We start from the raw sequence: 19,187 nt of genomic DNA on the forward strand, positions 1-19,187 counted from the left end.
AGATGCCAGACATGCAGCCACTTTAAAGTCAGCGTAGGCCTTTTCGCCAGAGCGGATGGAGCGATTGGAGAGGATTTGTTGCGCGAGGGTGAGGACTTGCTGATTGACCACGGAATTCCAGCGGATGGAAAGCACTGTGGAAGCGAATTCATTTGCGATCAGATGGATCAGACAATCAAGCGACTGCGCCTGGACCGGCCTCTCGCGAATGAATTCGCTCCCACAGGGAATAACGTCGCACCCGACCCGGATTACCGACCGGCGCGGGACTCACGGATATAGAAACGGGCTTTCTCGGCTTTCTCGGAACAGCCCTCGAACGCCTCGAACTGCTGCTGGGTCTTGGCGCCTGTCAGCAACGACAACGCTTTGGAGTAGCTGACCGTACCGGCAAAACCTTCCGCTTTGGCCAGATCCAGCTCATGCCAGGCGGCATCCAGATTGGTGGCGCAGCTGTCGCGGTAGGCGGTTTTACCCGCGCAGCCTGTGAGAACAAGGGCAAGCAAAGGCAGGCAGATCCAGGCTTTCATGCGGTGTTACCTCAACAATGGAAATCGATGATGCGGCTTTGACGGCCCGGCGATGCAAAAGTGCCACAGTCGGCCGTGCGAGCCTATCGATTTCTATCGTGGATGTTGATCATGAAGGCCTTGCGATCGGCCATCGCCGTCTGCGCGTTGGCGCGGGTGTCGATCAGTCCTTGGGCGCGTACTGCATGTCGCCGTTGCCGAACGACCAGTTTTCACGTTTGACTTCGACCAGATTGATCCAGATGTCTTCCTGTCGCAGCCCGGTCCGGTCGTGAATCCCTTGCGCCACGGCCTTGTAGAACGCTTTCTTGACGTCGATGCTTCGCCCCTCGTTCCAGGTGATCTGGATGAACACAATGTTCGGGGTGTACGTCACCCCCAGATAGCCCGCCGCCGGGTAAACCAGTTCGTCCGAAGCATGGCGATGGACGATCTGGAACTTGTCGTGCTCAGGCACATTGGCCGTGCTGAGCATCGCTTCGTAGATGACATCGCTGATCGTCGCAACGGTGTCGGAGGAGGTTTGAGCAGCAACGTCGATTCTGACCAGGGGCATCGGGTAACTCCTTCTGCTTGGAAATGAGTAGGTCCGGACAGGAGAGCCACCTGCCCGCTCATTAAGATTACATTCGCCATCCAAAAAAGATATCGTCATTTTCGAACGCATCGCCGACATCCACACATTCGCGCGCGACGGCGTGAGAGATTCTCGTTAAAGACCAGATGAATCACTGCTGCCTTGGGCGTAGGGTAGAACCCTTGCAACGGGGAGCCTGCACATGAAAAAAAGAATTGCGCTGGTCTTGGGTTCCGGGGGTGCCAGGGGATATGCGCACATTGGGGTCATCGAGGAGCTGGAACGCCGCGGTTACGACATTGCCTGCATCGCCGGGTGTTCGATGGGCGCGGTGGTGGGCGGAATCTACGCGGCGGGGAAGCTGCCCGAATACAAAGCCTGGATCGAGAGCCTGGATTATCTGGATGTGTTGCGCCTGGTGGACGTGAGCTTCCGGCTTGGGGCCATTCGTGGGGAAAAGGTCTTTGGGCAGATTCGCGAAATCGTCGGTGAAATCAATATCGAGGACCTGCGCATTCCCTACACCGCCGTGGCCACCGACCTGACCAACCAGCAGGAAATCTGGTTCCAGGAAGGCAACCTGCATTCGGCCATGCGCGCCTCGGCGGCGATTCCCAGCCTGTTCACGCCGGTGGTTCAGGGCAACCGCACCCTGGTGGACGGCGGTCTGCTCAACCCGTTGCCGATCGTGCCGGTGGTGTCCAGCCACTGCGACCTGATCGTCGCCGTCAACCTCAACTCGACCAACCAGACGCAGTACCAGTTGCCCGTGATCGAGCGCCCGCCGGCCGTGAAAAAGCGCTTTGACAGCCTGATCAGCTCCATCGGTTCGCACTTGCCGTTCCGTCGCAAAATGGACGTGGCGGGCGATGATGTATTGCGACTGGAACAGGACAGCCTCAAGGCGACCGCCGCCACCTTGCCGACCAACCCCTGGCTGACCGGCAGCAACACCGACTCCGCCGACCCGCAAGGCCAGCAACCGGCCGCAGCACCCCAGGCGGCCGGTGCGCCGAAGTCTGCCAGTGGATCGATCATCGTCGACAACGTGGGCCCGGCATCCTTGCTGGACCTGATCAACCAGAGTTTCGAGGTGATGCAGACGTCATTGGCGCAGTACAAAATCGCCGGCTACCCGCCGGACATCCTGATCAACGTCCCCAAGCGCGTGTGCCGGTTCTTCGAGTTCTACAAAGCACCGGAGCTCATCGCCCTCGGCCGCGAGATCGCCCGAGATACGCTGGACCGCTATGAGCGGGAGCATTGAAAGGTACAGCGGGCGGCGGGAGCTTCCATGGCTCTCAAACCCGTGGTGTCAGTCCGCTTCTTGAGCGGTCGCAAAGCCTGACAGCCTGCGCCAGCTCCCGGATGACGCAGAGCGTCATTGACTGGGCTACCACGCGGAGCGTGGGAACCATCAAGAAAGCGCAAGACGCGCTCCGCTTTCGCTTCAGATCTTGATCTTGATCTTGATCTTGATCTTCATACCGCAGCAGGCCAGACACCACAAAACGCGACTTGGGTGCAGGCTGAACGCAGGCGGCGCGCAGTGGGCCGAGCGGCATGGATGCCGCGAGAGCCGCCCCCCGCCATGGATGGCGGATGGCGGCGGGCCCACGGAGCGTCGCCGAAGTGAAGGAACCCGACGAAGTCGGGCCCAACCAGGAGCATAGGACCCTTGGTTACTTGGGGTCTTTTCAAGTAACCCGCCGCAGGCGGAACAGTTTGGCCGTTAGGACAAACCCAACCATCAGCGTCAGCCCAAATAGTGAAAATGCACACCATACAGGTCAGCTTGCTGACGAGCGCGCCAGATCAGCCACCTCAGTCGTGGATGACTTACCGCTTTCGTGAGCAGGTCGATTCCAACTGGGTTAAATCAATTGCTCCGGACCTGCCTCAGCTCTCCACCAACCGATACCCCACGCCCGCCTCAGTCACGATAAACCGAGGAGCAGCGGGATCATCCGCGAGTTTCTGACGCAAATGCCCGACCACAATGCGCAGGTAGTGGGTATCGTCGACATGGGTCGGGCCCCAGATATCCTTGAGCAATTGCTGCTGGGTAATGACACGCCCCGGATGCCGCGCCAGCTGCGCCAGCACAGCGTACTCCTTGCGTGTCAGCGCCACCTCGACGCTGTCGAGCAATACGCGTCGGTAGGCCAGATCGATGGTCAGCGGGCCGATCACCAGCGCCGAGTCGACCTGACCCGTCTCCGGTGCCTGCCGCAGCAAGGCCCGAATCCGCGCGAGAAACTCCTGAATACCGAACGGCTTGGTCACGTAGTCGTTCGCCCCGGAATCCAGTGCGCGCACCTTTTCCCCTTCGCTGGCACGCACCGACAGCACCAGCACAGGCACCGCCGACCACTCGCGAAACTGCGCCAGAACGTCCTGACCGTCCATGTCCGGCAAACCCAGGTCGAGCACCAGCAAGTCAGGCTTGTTCAGCGCCGCCTGGCTAAGGCCCTCGGTCCCGGTGCCGGCCTCCAGCACCTTGTAGCCTTGTGACGACAGGCTGATGCGCAGAAACTTGCGAATCTGCGGCTCGTCATCGATCACCAGAATGGTTGCCGCCTGGTTCATGCTTTTCCCGTTACCCATGATTTTCGATTGCAGAACATCGCCAGCGTAACCCGGCCTCTGCTCACACCGCTTGCTCCATTTCAGCCTGCGGCTGTGCCTGCAACGGCAGATGCAGGCTGATGCAGGTGCCCCTTCCTTCGATCCCCTCACCGACGCTGATACGCCCACCGTGTGCCCCGACCATGCCCTGACAGATTGCCAGCCCGAGCCCTGTGCCCTGCCCGCCTCGGTCGCCCCGCGCTGCGGTGTAGAACATGTCGAAAATCTTGGCCCGCTCGGCCTCTGGAATACCCGGCCCTTCGTCGCTGACGGCAAAGACCAGTTCATCGTCCGTCGCACTCACCTGCATCTGCAGACGGCCGTGAGCCGGCGAAAAGCGCGCGGCGTTTTCCACCACATTGATCAGTGCCTGCTCGATCAAGGCGGCATGAACATACAGCAACGGCAGGTCTGCGGGCAGATCGGTGCTGACCTGCAACGGCGCAAGCACCGCACGCAGCCGGTTCAGGGTGCTCCCGACGATGTCGCCCGGCGACACCCAGTCGCGCGCCAGCTTCAGCGCGCCGTGGCCCAGCCGGGTCATGTCCAGCAGGTTCTGGATGTAACGGTCCAGGCGCTCGGCCTCATCGCGCGTCCCTTCCAGCAGTTCCCGGCGATCGTCCAGCGGAATGGCTTCGCCCAAGGCCAACAGGCTGTCGATGCTGCCACGCATGGCCGTCAACGGTGTGCGCAGGTCGTGAGACACAGAGGCCAGCAAGGCGCTGCGCAGTTGCTCGGTTTCCCCATGCAGTCGCGCCGCTTCCAGGTCTTCGGCCAGTCGCGCGCGGGCCAATGCCTGTCCCAACGGTTGGCTCAACGCCGTCAACAATCGCCGGCGCTGGGGACTGAACGCCTCGCCTTCGTTTGGTTTGACCCCCAGAAGCGCCAGCGGCGCGTCGTCAACCCACAGCGGCAGCCACCACCAATCGCCCGACGGCAAGGTGCCGGTGCCCTTCCCCGCAGGTTGCCCATGCTGCCAGGCCCAATCGGCCGCCGCGCGCTCAAACTCGGAGAACTCGACCGAGCCGCCTGTTTCAAGCTTCCAGCCTTGCTGACCGTCGTTGTCCAGCACGCACACTTGAAGCTCGCGCCAACCCGCCAGATGCTGTTGGGCGGCGCTGAGCACCGCCTGACGATCCGTCGCGGCCGTCAGGCGTCTGGACAGGTCAAGCAGTTCGCTGGTTTCCTGCTGGGTATCGCGCAACGCCTGCAATTGTCGACGCTGACGCGCCGCCAGATTGCCGGTCAACGCGGCCATCAACAGGAAAAACAGCAAGGTCAGCACGTCCTCCTCGCGCTGGATGGTCAGGGAAAAATTCGGCGGAATGAACAGAAAGTCATACGCCAGAAACGACAGCACCGAACAGACCATCGCGGGCCCGACGCTGCTGCGCACCGCCACCAGCAACACCGCCGCCAGAAACACCAGCGAGATGTTGGGCAACGCCAGCACGCTGGAAACCGCCCAGGCCAGGGCGCTGGCACAGACCGTCGCCACCACCGCCAGCAGGTAATCGAACCAGCGCAGCGTGCGGGGCGTGGACGAACGTGGCTGGTCGGCACGCGCCTCGCTGTCCAGCACGTTGATTTCCAGGCCATGGGCGTTTCGCAGCAAACGTGCCGCCAGCCCGCCGCCGAACAGCCGACGACGCAACAAAGGCCGTGACTGACCCACCAGCACCAGGCTGGCGCGACGCTCGGCGGCATGTTGAATCAGGGTTTTCGCAACTTCCGGGGCGCGCAGGACCACCACTTCCCCGCCCAGCCGCTCCGCCAGTTGCTGAGCGTTCTGCAAACGCGTGCGCGCCAGCTCATCGAAAAACCGGCCATTGTCGACATGCACCAGACTCCACGGCAGGTGCCGGCGCTGGGCTACGCGACTGGCATGGCGCACCAGCCGTTCAGCCTGCGCGTCACCGTCCACGCCCACCAGCAGCCGACCGCGCACCGCAGGCGCGGCCTGACCCAATTGCCGATACCCCAACGCCAGATCGTTATCCACCTGCGCGGCCGCGGTCTGCATTGCCAGTTCGCGCAGCGCGGTCAGGTTGGTCTGGGTGAAGAAGGCATCGATGGCGGCCCTCGCCTGCTCCGGCACGTAGACCTTGCCGTCGCGCAGCCGCTCCAGCAGTTCGCGGGGCGGCAGGTCGATCAGGACCAACTCGTAGGCTTCCTGCAGCACCCAGTCCGGCAAGGTTTCGCGCACTTGCACGCCGGTGATGCCGCGCACCTGGTCGTTTAGGCTTTCCAGGTGCTGAACATTGACCGTGGTGTAGACGTCGATACCGGCGGAGAGCAGTTCCTGAATGTCTTGCCAGCGCTTGGCGTGCCGGCTGCCCGGTGCGTTGCTGTGGGCGAGTTCGTCGACCAGCACCAGCTTCGGTTTGGCGCGCAGCAAGCCGTCCAGATCCATCTCTTCGAGCATCACGCCCCGGTACTCGGAACGCAGCATCGGCAGCTGCGGCAAGCCACCAAGCAAGGCTTCGGTTTCGGCGCGGCCATGGGTCTCGACAACGCCGACCAGCAGCGAAACGCCCTGACGCATTTGGGTGTGCGCCGCCTGAAGCATGGCGAAGGTCTTGCCCACGCCGGGCGCGGCGCCAAGAAACACCTTCAGCCGCCCACGGTCATCCCTGGGCAGATTGGCCAGCAAGGCGTCAGCACGGCTGTTTGAGTTCACGATGGTTGTCCTGGTGCGTTGGTGACGTTGTTGTACTGCCGCTCATCACTGTAGGAGCTGCCGGGGTGGCGCTTCAACTTGTCTCGCGAATTGCCGGGAACCGGCAGCACGTGCATCGTTGTTAAGCGTCTAACACTGCACAGGCGCTTGGTTTTACTACTGCTTCGCAGCAGATCGCGGGACAAGCCACACTCCTACAGGGCCGGTGTTTATCTTGACTGTGACGGTAATGCTTCCAGGCTCTGATTCAAAGCCAAGACGTTCACCACCGGCGGCCCAATCAGCGGGCTGTAGGTGTTGGCCGCGATCAACTGCTGCACCGAATCGCGTGGCAGATTACGCGCTGCCGCGATCCGCGCCACCTGATATTCCGCTGCCGCCGGCGAAAGATGCGGATCAAGACCGCTGCCCGACGTGGTCAGCAGGTTCAACGGCACCGGCCCCTGATTATCGACCTTCTCTTTGGCCGCATCATCGCTGATCCGCGTCGCCAATGCAGGGTTGCTCGGCGACAGGTTGCTCGCTCCGCTGGCGACCGTGGCATAGGCACCGGCTGACGGACGCGGATGGAACCACCCTTCGCCGGTGAAGTTCTGGGCGATCAACTCCGATCCCCGGACCTTTTCGTGATCGTCGTACACCAGACTGCCGTTGGCCTGTTCCGGGAACGCAACCTGCGCCACACCCGTCACCACCAGCGGATAAGCCACACCGGTGATCAGGGTCATCAGAACGATCAGGCTCACGGCCGGACGCAATACACTGGACATCATTCAATCCTCAATCAAGTTAAGCGTGGCGGGCGACCGTTCGCCCGCCCTGCAAGCAAACCGTGACGCTTAAACCAGGTGCAGCCCGGTGAGCAGCAAGTCGATCAGCTTAATGCCCACAAACGGCACCGCGATGCCGCCCAGACCATAGATGAGCAGGTTGCGACGCAGCAGGTGCGCAGCGCTGGCCGCCTGAACCCGAACGCCACGCAGTGCCAACGGAATCAGCACGACGATGATCAGCGCGTTGAACACTATGGCTGAGAGAATCGCGCTCTGCGGGCTGGCCAGGTGCATGATGTTCAGCACACCCAGTTGCGGGTAGATCGCCGCGAACAGCGCAGGCAGGATCGCGAAATACTTGGCCACGTCGTTGGCAATCGAGAAGGTCGTCAGCGCGCCCCGGGTGACCAGCAATTCCTTGCCGATCTGTACCACGTCCAGCAGCTTGGTCGGATCGCTGTCGAGATCGACCATGTTGGCCGCTTCGCGCGCCGCTTGCGTACCATCGTTCATCGCCATGCCGACGTCCGCCTGAGCCAGCGCCGGGGCATCGTTGGCGCCGTCGCCGCACATCGCAACCAGACGACCGTCGTTCTGCTCCTGACGGATGCGCTCCAGTTTCTTCTCCGGGGTGGCTTCGGCAAGCACGTCGTCCACACCGGCCTCGGCGGCGATCGCAGCGGCGGTAAGCGGGTTGTCACCGGTCACCATGACCGTGCGAATCCCCAACTTGCGCAACTCTTCGAAACGCTCACGAATACCCGGCTTGACCACGTCCTTGAGGTGAATGGCACCCAGCAGTTTGTTGTCACCACATACCAGCAACGGCGTGCCGCCGGTCTTGGCGATCTTGTCGATTTCCCGCGACAGGGTCAGCGGCAGATCGCTGCGATCACGGCCCAGGAATTTGAGCAGCGAATCCACAGCACCTTTGCGATACACACGACCGTCGTAGTCGACGCCGGACAAACGGGTTTCCGCGCTGAAGGGCACGGCAGTCAGCTGGCTCGGTGCCGGCTCGACCATCGGGTGCAGCGCACGCAGGTATTCGACGATGGACTTGCCTTCCGCCGTGTCATCGGCCAGCGACGCCAGTAATGCGCCCTCACCCAGCTCCTTGGCGCTGACGCCCGGAGCGGCATACACCGCCGAGCAACGACGGTTGCCGAAGGTGATGGTGCCGGTCTTGTCGAGCAGCAGCACATGCACATCGCCTGCGGCTTCCACGGCACGGCCGGATTTGGCGATGACGTTCAAGCGCACCAGGCGGTCCATCCCGGCGATACCGATGGCCGAGAGCAGGCCACCGATGGTGGTCGGGATCAACGTCACCAGCAGCGCAACCAGGAACACCAGCGGCAGGTTGCCGCCTGCGAAATGGGCGAATGGCTGCAGGGTCACCACCACCAGCAGGAAGATCAGGGTCAGGCCGATCAGCAGGATGTCCAGCGCCACTTCGTTGGGGGTTTTCTGGCGTTTGGCGCCTTCCACCAACGCGATCATGCGGTCCAGGGTCGACTCGCCAGGGTTGGCGCTGATCCGCACCAGCAGCCAGTCGGACACCAGACGCGTGTTGCCGGTGACCGCCGAGCGATCACCGCCGGACTCACGAATCACTGGCGCAGACTCGCCCGTAATGGCCGCTTCGTTGACCGCCGCGATGCCTTCGATGACCTCGCCGTCGCCCGGGATCAGCTCCCCGGCTTCAACGCGCACCACATCGCCCTTGCGCAAGGTGCTCGCGTTGACGGTCAGAAAGTCTCCGGTCGCACCTTTCAAGCGCGCTTTCAGGCCTTCAGTGCCCGCCTTGAGGCTGTCGGCACGGGCCTTGCCGCGACCTTCGGCCAAGGCTTCGGCGAAGTTGGCGAACAACACGGTGAACCACAGCCAGATCGCGATCTGCACGGCGACAAACGTCGGTACTGCCGGATCGGGAATCACACACAGAATCGTGGTGAGGATGGCGGTCAGTTCGACGACCAACATCACCGGCGCGCGTTGCAACTGGCGCGGGTCGAGTTTGACGAACGCCTGGATCAGCGCCGGACGCCACAGGTCTGCAAAACCGGTCTTGGCCGGGGTGGCGTGCGCGACATTGTCGGTCGCAGGGTTCTTGGACACAGGTGCTTGCATGTTCATGGTTCGGTCCTCAGAAGCCCAGGCTCAAATGTTCGGCGATCGGGCCCAACGCCAGGGTCGGCAGGAAGGTCAGGCCGCCCACCAGCAGGATGGTTACGGTCAACAGGGTGACAAACAGCGGGCCGTGGGTCGGGAAGCTGTTCAGGCCCAGCGGCGAGGTTTTCTTGGCCGCCAGACTGCCCGCCAATGCCAGCACCGGCAGGATGTAACCGAAGCGTCCGATGAACATCGACAGGCCGAGCATCAAGTTATGGAACACAGTGTTGCCACTGAAACCGCCGAACGCCGAGCCGTTATTCGCGGTGGCCGAGGTGTAGGCGTACAGCAGTTGGCTGAAACCATGGGGACCCGGGTTGCTGACGGCACCGGCGGGGCCAGGCAAGGACGCCGCCAGCGCACCGAACACCAGCACGCCCACGGGCATCACGATCAGCGTCGCGACCAGCAATTTCACTTCCCGCGCCTGCAGTTTCTTGCCGAGGTACTCCGGCGTGCGCCCGATCATCAGTCCGGCCAGGAACACCGCAATCAGCACGTTCAACAACATGCCGTAGAGACCGGCGCCCACACCACCGAAGATCACTTCACCGACCATCATGTTGGCCAGTGCGACCATGCCGCTCAACGGGTTGAGGCTGTCGTGCATGCCGTTGACCGAACCGTTGGACGCCGCGGTGGTAGCGGTCGCCCAGAGCACGGTCGCGGTGGTGCCGAACCGGGTTTCCTTGCCTTCCATCGGCGCGGTCTGCTCGACCGACGCGATGTTCAGCGCCGGGTTGGGTTGGTATTCAGCCCACAGCGCGGTCGCGCCACCGATCAGGAACAACACGAACATACAGGCGACGATGGCGCGGCTCTGGCGCATGTCCTTGACGTAGTGGCCGAAGGTGAAGACCAGCGCTACCGGGATCAGGATGATCGAGACCAGTTCGAACAGGTTGGTCCACGCGGTCGGGTTTTCGAACGGGTGCGCCGAGTTGACACCGAAGAAACCGCCACCGTTGGTGCCCAGCTGCTTGATCGCGATCTGACTGGCGGCCGGTCCGAGCGGGATGGTCTGGTCGGCGCCTTGCAGCGTGACAGCGTCGATATAGTGAGCGAACGTCTGCGGCACGCCCTGCCAGACCAGAAACAGAGCCAGAATGATGCACAGCGGCAGCAACCCGTATAGGATGGCGCGGGTCATGTCGGTCCAGAAGTTACCCAGGTGCTGGGTCGAACGACGACCAATCCCACGGCAAAACGCAACCAGCACCGCGATACCGGTGGCCGCGCTGACAAAGTTCTGCACCGTCAGGCCAGCCATCTGGCTCAGGTAACTCAGCGAGGCCTCGCCGCTGTAGTTCTGCCAGTTGGTGTTGGTGACGAAACTCATCGCCGTGTTGAACGCCAGCGACCACTCCATGCCCGGCAAACCTTGCGGGTTGAGCGGCAACGCGCCCTGGAACAGCAGAACCGAGAACAGCACGACAAAACCCGCCAGGTTGAACGCCAGCAGGGCCAGTGTGTAGGTTTTCCAGTTGTGTTCGACCTTCGGGTCAACGCCCGACAGGCGATAACACACGCGCTCGACCGGGCCCATGACCGGGGTCAGAAACGTGCGGTTGCCTTCCATGACGTTGTAATAAAAACGGCCCAACAGTGGCGCGGGCAGCAGCACCAGCGCGAAGAAGGCCAGAATCAGCAGGTAGTCGTAAGCGTGCATGGCCGTCACTCCTCGACCCGGCCGGCACGCAGCAGCGCGACCAGCAAGTACACGAACAACCCTGCTGCCAACAGCAGTGACACCCCATCCAGAACGCTCATGAAAAAACTCTCCGTCATACGGCGATTGCCGTGTGTAGGAATTGTCGTCACGCAGGGTGTAAAGGAACGAGACCGAGAGGGGGTTCAGGGCATAAAGAAAGCGTAAAGACTGCTGATTTTGTTGGGCGGGCGGGTGTAAAGGATTGGTTTACTGGGTCACCGGGATTTGGGATTTGGGATTTGGGATTTGGGATTTGGGTGTATATCCGTTTTTGCGGTGGTGCGGATATTTGTTCTGCCTAACGGCAGAAGCGTTCCGCCTTCGGCGGGTTACTTGATGACCCCAAGTAACCAAGGGTCTAGCGCCTGGTTTGGCGACTCCTTCGTCGTCGTACCCTCACTCCAGCGATGCTCCGTGGGCCCGCCGCCATCGGCCATCCATGGCCGGGGGCGGCTCTCGCGGCATCCATGCCGCTCGGCCCACTGCGCGTCGCCTGCGTTCAGCCTGCACCCAAGTCGCGATTTGTGGTGTTCGGACTATCGCGCTAGAAAAGCAAAACCAAAAGCAGAACAATCACGCGGGGTTGAGATGGGGTCGCGGCTTTTGATTCTGGCCGGAGGCCGTAGGAGCGCGCTTGCTCTGGGCCGCACTCGGACGATCTGCCGCGTAGCGGTAGCAAAATCAGGCGACTCAATTGTGTCTGGAACTCCGCATGCACAGGATTTGCTGCCGGTTCCCGCCAGATCGTCCGAATGCGGCCCAGAGCAAGCGCGCTCCTACAGTTAAGAACGGCGTGCGGAAGATGGATGCATGAATCAAGATGCGATAAGCGTTAGCTCCAGCCCGCGTCGCTCTTGTATGCGACAGTCCAGACACTACGAAGCGTCGCCGGAGAAAGGGTATTGCGACGAAGGAGGAACCGAACCAGGAGTCAACCCTTGGTGACTTGAGGATGGTCCGGCATTCCGGTTTTCAAGTAACCCGCCGAAGGCGGAACGCTTCTGCCGTTAGGCAGAACCCAAACCCCGCGCCACCCTGAATATCAGATATACACACGATACGCCGCGCCAGAAAAGCCAGCGCAACGCCGAACCCCGACCCTTGTACATTTCTTGATACATTCACGACAATCCACCGACACCTGCCCCCCTCACCCTTCCGCCCCGCTCGCCAGCGAAGTAGCATGGCAGCGTCGTTCCTTACCCGCGGCCCACCCCGGCGGCATCACATGGCGGCAGCAACATGCAGACAACCCCAGACAGCAACACCGCCAACGCACAGGCTGACGAGCGCCGATGGACTACCCGCGCGCTGATCGTCGATGACGATGTACCCATTCGCGAACTGCTGTGCGACTACCTCGCACGCTTCAATATCCAGAGCACCGGCGTCACTGACGGCACCGCCATGCGTGAAGCACTGGCAGAAGAAACCTACGACGTCGTCGTGCTGGACCTGATGCTGCCGGGGGAAGATGGCCTGTCGCTGTGCCGCTGGCTGCGCAGCTCGTCGGATATCCCCATCCTGATGCTGACCGCCCGTTGCGAGCCCACCGACCGCATCATCGGGCTGGAATTGGGGGCCGACGACTACATGGCCAAGCCGTTCGAGCCCCGCGAGCTGGTGGCCCGGATCCAGACCATCCTGCGCCGCGTCCGTGACGACCGCACCGAAGAACGCACCACCTTGCGTTTCGACAACTGGCGCCTGAACAGCGTATTGCGCCAGTTGACCGCACCGGACGGGCTGGTCGTGCCGCTCTCCAACGCCGAGTTCCGCTTGCTGCGGGTCTTCCTCGAACGCCCGCGCCGCGTCCTCAACCGTGAGCAATTGCTGGATGCCGCACGTGGTCGTTCGATCGAAGCGTTCGATCGCAGCATCGACCTGCTGGTGTCGCGCCTTCGGCAAAAACTGGGTGACGATCCCAAGTCCCCGCAACTGATCAAGACCGTACGTGGCGAAGGCTATATGTTCGACGCCAGGGACATTGGTTGATCCGCTCCGCCGACACACTGTTTGCCCGACTGTTCGGGGGCGCGCTGCTGGCGATCATCCTGGCACACCTGCTCGCCTTCGCCTGGTTTCACTACTACGGGCCGAAGATGCCACCGCCCGACGCGCGCTGGGAGTCCAGGCAATCCGGGCATCCGCCGCAACAACCGCCGCCTCCCCCGCAGGACGGAACGCTTGCACACAGCGCGATGGACGCCTTGCGCCCCCCGCCGCCGCCACCTGGACGCCCGCCGATTCTGGGGATTCCGCTTATTCCCCTGCTCTTTCAACTGATCAGCCTGGTGATCGCTGCCTGGTTCGGCGCCAAGGCACTCAGCCGGCCGATCCGGCGCATGAGCGAGGCAGCCGAGCGCCTCAGTGAAAACCTCGACAGCATGCCGCTGTCGCTCAATGGCCCGCGCGAAGCCCGTCAAGCGGCCCTGACCTTCAACCTCATGCAGGAGCGCATCCGCGAACAGGTGCAGCAGCGCGGGCGCATGCTCGCCGCCGTGTCCCATGATTTGCGCACGCCTTTGGCGCGACTGAAATTGCGCGTCGAGCAGATAGAAGAGCCCAAACTGCACGGGCAGATGACTCAGGATCTGAACGACATGATCGCCATGCTCGACGCGACCCTGACCTACCTGAACGAGCAACGCACCAGCGAAGCCCTGCAGTATTTCGATGTGCAGGCCTTGATCGAATCGCTCACCGAAAACGCTCAGGACAATGGCGACGATGTCGAAGCCAGCGGCACCTGTCGCCCGCTCAAATCCCAGCCCATGGCCCTGCGGTCCTGCCTGCACAACCTGATCGACAACGCACTGCGCTATGCCGGGCACGCCAGGGTGATGATCGAAGACGCCAGCGATCGCCTGGTGGTGCGTGTGGCCGACAGCGGCCCCGGCATTCCTGCCAACCTGCGCGAAGCGGTGTTTGAGCCCTTCTACCGGGTCGAAGGCTCGCGCAACCGTAATTCCGGCGGCGTCGGCATTGGCATGACCATCGCCCGCGAAGCCGCCCGACGCATGGGCGGCGACCTTCGCCTTGAGGAAACACCCGGTGGCGGTCTGACAGCCGTGCTGGACCTGCCAAGAGTCTGAAACCCTGACGGTTTGAGCCGAATACGTTTTTACGTGGGAGCGAATTCATTCGCGAGAGGCCGGCACATCCAGTACATCCACGTCAGATTCGCCACCGCATCGCGAATGAATTCGCTCCCACAGGGTGAACCCGATGCGAGCCCTGCCTGCGTAAGCCCCTCGTTACAAACCCCACATACCCACGACACGCGCCCCGTAGACGCTGCATAAGCCGGTGCACTGAGCCGGTTTTATCCATCTGATGGGAGTCAGTCCGATGATCACAGGCGTCAGCGGCAGTAGCAGTTATTCCAGTTACGTCAGCTCAAGCAGCACCACCAGCGCCACTGGCAACAGCAAGAAGTTCGCCGATGAATTGCTGAAGAAACTCGACACCAACGGCGACGGCAGTATCGACAAGGACGAATTGAGCTCGGCCCTGACGTCGGACTCCAAAGACGGCATCACCGTCAGCCTGAGCAAAGCGTTCAGTGACCTCGACAGCAACGACGATGACAGTCTGGATGCCGACGAACTGGCCTCGATGACCCCACCCCCACCGCCTCCCATGCAAATGGACGCAGGCTCTGCCGCCGATGAAGCTCAGGACCTGCTCAGCGCTCTGGACACCGACGGCGATGGCAACGTCAGCAGTGACGAACTGACCGCCGCGCTGAGCAGCTCGGCCAGCAGCGCCGACAGCAGCCAGGTGTTCGACGCGCTGGACACCAACCAGGACGGCACCGTCAGCCTCGACGAACTGACCGCCAGCCTACAAACGCAGCAACCGCCACCTCCCCCGCCCGCGCAGGATTCCAGCGAGCTGTTCAGCAGCCTGGACACCGACAGTGACGGCAGCATCACCGCCGCCGAACTGACCAACGCGCTGCAAAGCGGCAGTTCCACCGGCAGCACAAGCGCTACCAGCAGCACCGATGACGTCACTTCGCTGTTCAATGCACTGGATGCCGACAGCAGCGGCGGCGTCAGCGCCGATGAATTAACCGCCGCGCTGACACCCGACAGCAGCCGTCAGCAACAGACCACGACGCAGGCCACCGAAGCCTTGAGCCGCATGGTCGCGGCATTGAGCGATCGCTATAACCTCAACAGCAGCGCGACGGCGGGTAAATACGTCAGTACGTCTGCCTGAAAAAACAAAACCGCCGCCGGACATAGCCCGACGGCGGTTTTCGCAGGTTGTCTCTCCTCTACTTCGGCAATTGCCGCGCCCGACTGTCCCCCACCCAATCAAGCAACAGACTGTAGGCCACTGCCAGCAAGGTCGGACCAATGAACAGACCGATGAAGCCGAACGCCAGCAAACCACCGAACACGCCTAACAGCACGATCACTAAAGGCAGGTTGCCGCCGCGGCTGATCAGGTAAGGCTTGAGCACGTTGTCGACGCCGCTGACGATGAACGTGCCCCACAAGCCGAGAAAAATCGCCATGCCGTACTCGCCCTTCCAGGCGAGCCAGGCCGTGGCCGGAATCCAGATCAGCGGCGGCCCCATGGGCACCAGACTCAGCAGAAAGGTGCCGATGCCCAGCACCAGCGCACCGGGTACGCCAGCAATCAGAAAACCAATCAAGGCCAGCAGCGCCTGAGCCGCCGCCGTGCCGATGACCCCGTTGACCACCCGTTGTACGGTCCCGGCCACCAGATCGACATAATACTGCGCACGTTCACCGATCAGCCGCTCCAGCAGGCTGAGCACGAACGCCGCCAGACGCGGCCCGTCACGATAGAAAAAGAATACGAATACCAGGCTCAGGGTCAGTTCGAGAATGCCGCCGCCGATCTGCGCGCTGCGCGCCAGCAGCCAGTTGCCGACCTGTCCCAGATACGGTTTGACGCTGGCCAGCATGGCGGCGCCCTGCTGGTCGATCGTGGTCCAATAACCCACCAGCCGTTCACCGACAAAAGGAATGCTGCCCAGCCAGGTCGGTGGATCCGGCAGCCCGTCGACCTGTACGTCCTTCACGAACGCCGTAGCGTCGCGCACATGATCCGCCAGGTTGAAGCCCAGCCACACCAGAGGTCCCGCCACCAGCAGCATCCATCCCAGGGTCAGGATGCCTGCCGCCAGCGACTCGCGCCCGTTGAGCGCACGCGTCAGCAGGCGCATCAGCGGCCAACTGGCAAACGCCAGCACCGCGCCCCAGAACAGCGCCGACCAGAATGGCGCCATCACCCATAAACACGCACCGAGCAACGCCAGCAGAAGAATCTGCACTAACAGGCGATCGTTATTGAGCATGGGTTATTCCGCAGATAAAGGGGTCAAGATCATGAGCATAACGGCGAACCCTGCGGCTCGCCCATTGCCGTCTGCAACGCTTGTGATAGAGCGCGTCTCAGCGAATCAGTTGAAGGGTCAATCCCGAGGTCTTTACGCTGCCCGCTTCCAGCCGCGCCGCGCGAACGCCTTTGCTGACCAGCGCTTCGCGCCAGGCATCGCTCTGCGCCCCGGACAGCGTCACGCGAATCGTGCTGTCCAGATTCAAACCACGTGACAACAAGGTAATCCACGGTTCGGCAGGTGCGCCCGTGAGCATGGGCAGGTTCAAATCGCCTGAGCTCTTCAGCTCTCGCAGCAGGGTCGCCGAGGTGGGCAACAACGCTCCAAGCGGCGCACTGGCCTGGAATTGCTCGACGTGCAGATACGCCCGGCGGTTACCCCGCGTGATGCTGTACAGCGCCACCAGGGTGTCGTTGTTCGGTGCGGCAAGGCGCAGCAATAAATACGCCTGCCCGCTATCGGCACCGTAGAGCCTGGAGTTGCTGAACACTTCGTTGGCCCACAGGCTGCTTTCGCCACAATCGCGCGCCTGGCACCAGAACAACAGCTGTGCATTCTGCTTTTGCAAAGCTTCACGGGCAGCGGTAAACGCCTCGTCGGCAGAGCGCTCAGGCGGTAATTCATAGGTCACGGAAGTCGCATTGCCCCGCGACGAAACCTGGCCGTCGAAACGCAACTGGCCGCTGATCTTGCGAATGGAGCCCATCGGGTAGATACGTTCCAGTTCGGCGGCTGGCCGGTAATCGACGATCTCGGCATCCGTGGGTCGCGGCAGATTGGCGAAGTCCTGGCTGCCAGTGACATCCGCTGCCTGACTCACACTGGCGTAGACGGACAGGCACAGCACCACCCCTAAAGCACGTGATAAATGCATAGGGGCGCTCATGGAGTGAACATCGGGAGGCAAACGAATGCCGCACGACGGTGCGGCTTGCGGGCAGGTGAAATCGTCGGGCGTGGGCGGTGGTCCATCATGCAGTCTCCTGTTTCAACCCGCCCAGCCTCGACAGTTGCACCGCGCAAGTCAAGGAACGGCGAAGAACCGATTGAAACAGTCTGCAACAGCGGATGCACCCGCCTCGTCGTTGAGGTGCAGATGATGCCCGCCTGGCAGTGCAGTGACCTCGAACGGCACACTCTCCAGCAGCGTCTGGTTCTGAGCCAGCATGCCCTCCTCCGCCACCACCAACTGCGCAGGACAGCGGATCGCATTGACGAAAGACAGCGCCTGGGCGCGGGTCAGACGCGTCGCCGATGCCAGGGTCAGGCGGCTGTCGCTGCGCCAGGTGTAACCGCCAGGCACCGGCATCAAGCCACGCTGAGCCAGCAACTCAGCAGCCTCGCGGCTTACCGCGACCACACCTTTCATCCGCGCCTCCACCGCGCGGTCCATGTCCGTGTAGACCGGTTTGCGTTTGCTCGACTGCGTGAGTTGCGCCTGCAGGGCCGCCCCCATGCGCTCCGCGGCGCCTTCGGGCTCGCCCAACGGCGGAATGAGGCCGTCGATCAAGGCCAGCCGGTTGATGCGTTCGGGCAACGCCCCCGCGATGATCACCGAAACAATGGCGCCCAATGAGTGCCCGAGCAGCGAAAACTTTTCCCAGCCCATCTGCTGGGCGACCTGCAACACGTCGTGGGCGTAGTCCGGCAGGCCGTAGCCGGCGCCCGCAGGCCGATGGTCGGAGTGACCATGACCGGCCATGTCCAGCGCCAGAATCCTCAGTCCCTTCAGCTTGGGTGCCAGACGGGCAAAACTGTTGGCGTTATCAAGCCAACCGTGCAAGGCAATGACCGGAAGGCCGTCCTGCGGCCCGAACAAATGCGCCGCCAGCTCAATGTGCGGCAGGCTCAGACGCACTTCTTCAACCGAACAACTCATGCGCGGGCTTGCTGGCGTGCCAGCAAATCGTTGGCGGCGCGACTGCGCGCAGACCAGCGGGAGAACAGGTTTTTGAGCATCTGCGCGGTATCCTCTGGGTGTTCGAGCGGAAACATGTGGCCGCCCGGTACCGAAAGATACTCGCCTTCGCGCATGCTTTTCACCGACATCGCATGATGCCGCCGCACCACGTCGCTGTGCTCGCCACGCACCATCGCCAGCGGCACGCGCAAATGACGCGCCATCCCTGGGCTGGTGTGCGGCACGCTGCGATAGATGCTGATCTCGGTGGCCGGGTCGAAACGCAGCCTCAACTGCTCGCCATCGGGCTGCAAGCCGTGCAGCAGATACGCTTCAAAACATTCAGGGTCGAACCGACGAAACAGATTTTTCCCGGAGAAGTAACGGCGCGCGGCGTCCAGATCGCTGAACACTTCGCGGCGTCCAAGCGTACGACCGGCAGGTGTGATGCGATCGATGAAGCCGAAGCGCTTGGCGGCACGAATCATCCATTGATCGAAACGGGTCAGCACCGGTGAATCGAGCATGACCACGCCACGGTACAGCTCGGGATGGCGCAAGGCAGCGTGGTAATGCAACACGCCGCCCAGCGAATGCCCCACGCCCCACACCGGTTGAGACTGTTCGCGCAAATGGTGAACCAGCTCGTCAACCAGGTTGGGCCAGTTATCGGTCACTGGAAAACGCGGGTCATGGGCATGCTGATCCAGGTGCGTCACCTGAAACTCATCACCCAGCGCTGCGAACAACTTGCCGTAAGTCGCCGAGGGGAAGCCATTGGCGTGAGCGAAAAACACGGGTTGGGTCATGCCAGCGCATCCAGAGAACCTTGA

At 62.2% G+C, this 19,187-nt stretch carries 17 protein-coding genes; 4 read left to right on the forward strand and 13 right to left on the reverse strand.

Translation table 11 applies throughout. The annotated features are described in order from the left end of the window. Positions 1 to 251: 251 nt before the first annotated feature. Positions 252 to 530 (reverse strand): hypothetical protein, encoded by a 279-nt coding sequence (locus BLS87_RS15580; RefSeq protein ID WP_062381160.1) that lies wholly within the window; start codon positions 528 to 530, stop codon positions 252 to 254. A gap of 163 nt (positions 531 to 693) precedes the next feature. Continuing rightward, entirely contained in the window at positions 694 to 1,086 is a 393-nt protein-coding gene (locus BLS87_RS15585) for a tautomerase family protein (protein WP_074753381.1), read from the reverse strand. A 223-nt stretch (positions 1,087 to 1,309) separates the two neighbouring features. Between BLS87_RS15585 and BLS87_RS15590 the strand changes: the two genes are divergently transcribed. Next, entirely contained in the window at positions 1,310 to 2,374 is a 1,065-nt protein-coding gene (locus BLS87_RS15590) for a patatin-like phospholipase family protein (protein ID WP_074753382.1), read from the forward strand. Positions 2,375 to 3,006: 632 nt separating this feature from the next. Here BLS87_RS15590 and BLS87_RS15595 read toward each other — a convergent pair. The 7 genes from BLS87_RS15595 to kdpF form a co-directional block, all read right to left on the reverse strand. Beyond that, positions 3,007 to 3,696, reverse strand: coding sequence for a response regulator (locus BLS87_RS15595; RefSeq protein WP_074753383.1), 690 nt, complete (start codon positions 3,694 to 3,696; stop codon positions 3,007 to 3,009). Between the two features lie 61 nt (positions 3,697 to 3,757). After that, positions 3,758 to 6,415 (reverse strand): sensor histidine kinase, encoded by a 2,658-nt coding sequence (locus BLS87_RS15600; RefSeq protein WP_074753384.1) that lies wholly within the window; start codon positions 6,413 to 6,415, stop codon positions 3,758 to 3,760. Continuing rightward, on the reverse strand, positions 6,412 to 6,600 hold the full coding sequence (locus BLS87_RS33780; RefSeq protein WP_143024394.1) for a hypothetical protein: 189 nt from the start codon (positions 6,598 to 6,600) through the stop codon (positions 6,412 to 6,414). The genes BLS87_RS15600 and BLS87_RS33780 overlap by 4 nt, the downstream gene beginning before the upstream one ends. Positions 6,601 to 6,624: 24 nt before the next feature. After that, positions 6,625 to 7,185 (reverse strand): potassium-transporting ATPase subunit KdpC, encoded by a 561-nt coding sequence (gene kdpC, locus BLS87_RS15605; RefSeq protein WP_074753496.1) that lies wholly within the window; start codon positions 7,183 to 7,185, stop codon positions 6,625 to 6,627. A 69-nt stretch (positions 7,186 to 7,254) separates the two neighbouring features. Further along, complete coding sequence (gene kdpB, locus BLS87_RS15610; protein ID WP_074753385.1) at positions 7,255 to 9,327, reverse strand: potassium-transporting ATPase subunit KdpB; 2,073 nt, start codon at positions 9,325 to 9,327, stop codon at positions 7,255 to 7,257. A 10-nt stretch (positions 9,328 to 9,337) separates the two neighbouring features. Next, positions 9,338 to 11,032, reverse strand: coding sequence for a potassium-transporting ATPase subunit KdpA (gene kdpA / locus BLS87_RS15615; protein WP_074753386.1), 1,695 nt, complete (start codon positions 11,030 to 11,032; stop codon positions 9,338 to 9,340). Positions 11,033 to 11,037: 5 nt separating this feature from the next. Next, on the reverse strand, positions 11,038 to 11,133 hold the full coding sequence (kdpF, locus tag BLS87_RS15620; protein ID WP_037009437.1) for a K(+)-transporting ATPase subunit F: 96 nt from the start codon (positions 11,131 to 11,133) through the stop codon (positions 11,038 to 11,040). Positions 11,134 to 12,316: 1,183 nt separating this feature from the next. Here kdpF and BLS87_RS15630 point away from each other — a divergent pair. The 3 genes from BLS87_RS15630 (at position 12,317) to xopAW (ending at position 15,301) form a co-directional block, all read left to right on the forward strand. Then, positions 12,317 to 13,069, forward strand: coding sequence for a response regulator (locus tag BLS87_RS15630; protein WP_074753388.1), 753 nt, complete (start codon positions 12,317 to 12,319; stop codon positions 13,067 to 13,069). Next, entirely contained in the window at positions 13,066 to 14,169 is a 1,104-nt protein-coding gene (locus BLS87_RS15635; RefSeq protein WP_074753389.1) for a sensor histidine kinase, read from the forward strand. Before BLS87_RS15630 ends, BLS87_RS15635 begins: the two co-directional genes overlap by 4 nt. 256 nt (positions 14,170 to 14,425) lie before the next feature. Further along, a complete protein-coding gene (gene xopAW, locus BLS87_RS15640) occupies positions 14,426 to 15,301 on the forward strand; it encodes a XopAW family type III secretion system calcium-binding effector (protein ID WP_074753390.1) in 876 nt (291 codons plus the stop codon). A gap of 58 nt (positions 15,302 to 15,359) precedes the next feature. Here xopAW and BLS87_RS15645 read toward each other — a convergent pair whose 3' ends face one another. From BLS87_RS15645 to BLS87_RS15660, 4 genes are all read right to left on the reverse strand, one after another. Beyond that, complete coding sequence (locus BLS87_RS15645) at positions 15,360 to 16,412, reverse strand: AI-2E family transporter (RefSeq protein ID WP_074753391.1); 1,053 nt, start codon at positions 16,410 to 16,412, stop codon at positions 15,360 to 15,362. A gap of 97 nt (positions 16,413 to 16,509) precedes the next feature. Next, positions 16,510 to 17,340, reverse strand: coding sequence for a DUF4892 domain-containing protein (locus BLS87_RS15650; protein ID WP_074753392.1), 831 nt, complete (start codon positions 17,338 to 17,340; stop codon positions 16,510 to 16,512). Between the two features lie 138 nt (positions 17,341 to 17,478). After that, a complete protein-coding gene (locus tag BLS87_RS15655; RefSeq protein WP_074753393.1) occupies positions 17,479 to 18,333 on the reverse strand; it encodes an alpha/beta fold hydrolase in 855 nt (284 codons plus the stop codon). Next, positions 18,330 to 19,163, reverse strand: coding sequence for an alpha/beta fold hydrolase (locus BLS87_RS15660; RefSeq protein WP_074753394.1), 834 nt, complete (start codon positions 19,161 to 19,163; stop codon positions 18,330 to 18,332). The genes BLS87_RS15655 and BLS87_RS15660 overlap by 4 nt, the downstream gene beginning before the upstream one ends. Positions 19,164 to 19,187 lie beyond the last annotated feature (24 nt).

The organism is Pseudomonas abietaniphila, from assembly GCF_900100795.1.
Lineage (GTDB): Bacteria > Pseudomonadota > Gammaproteobacteria > Pseudomonadales > Pseudomonadaceae > Aquipseudomonas > Aquipseudomonas abietaniphila.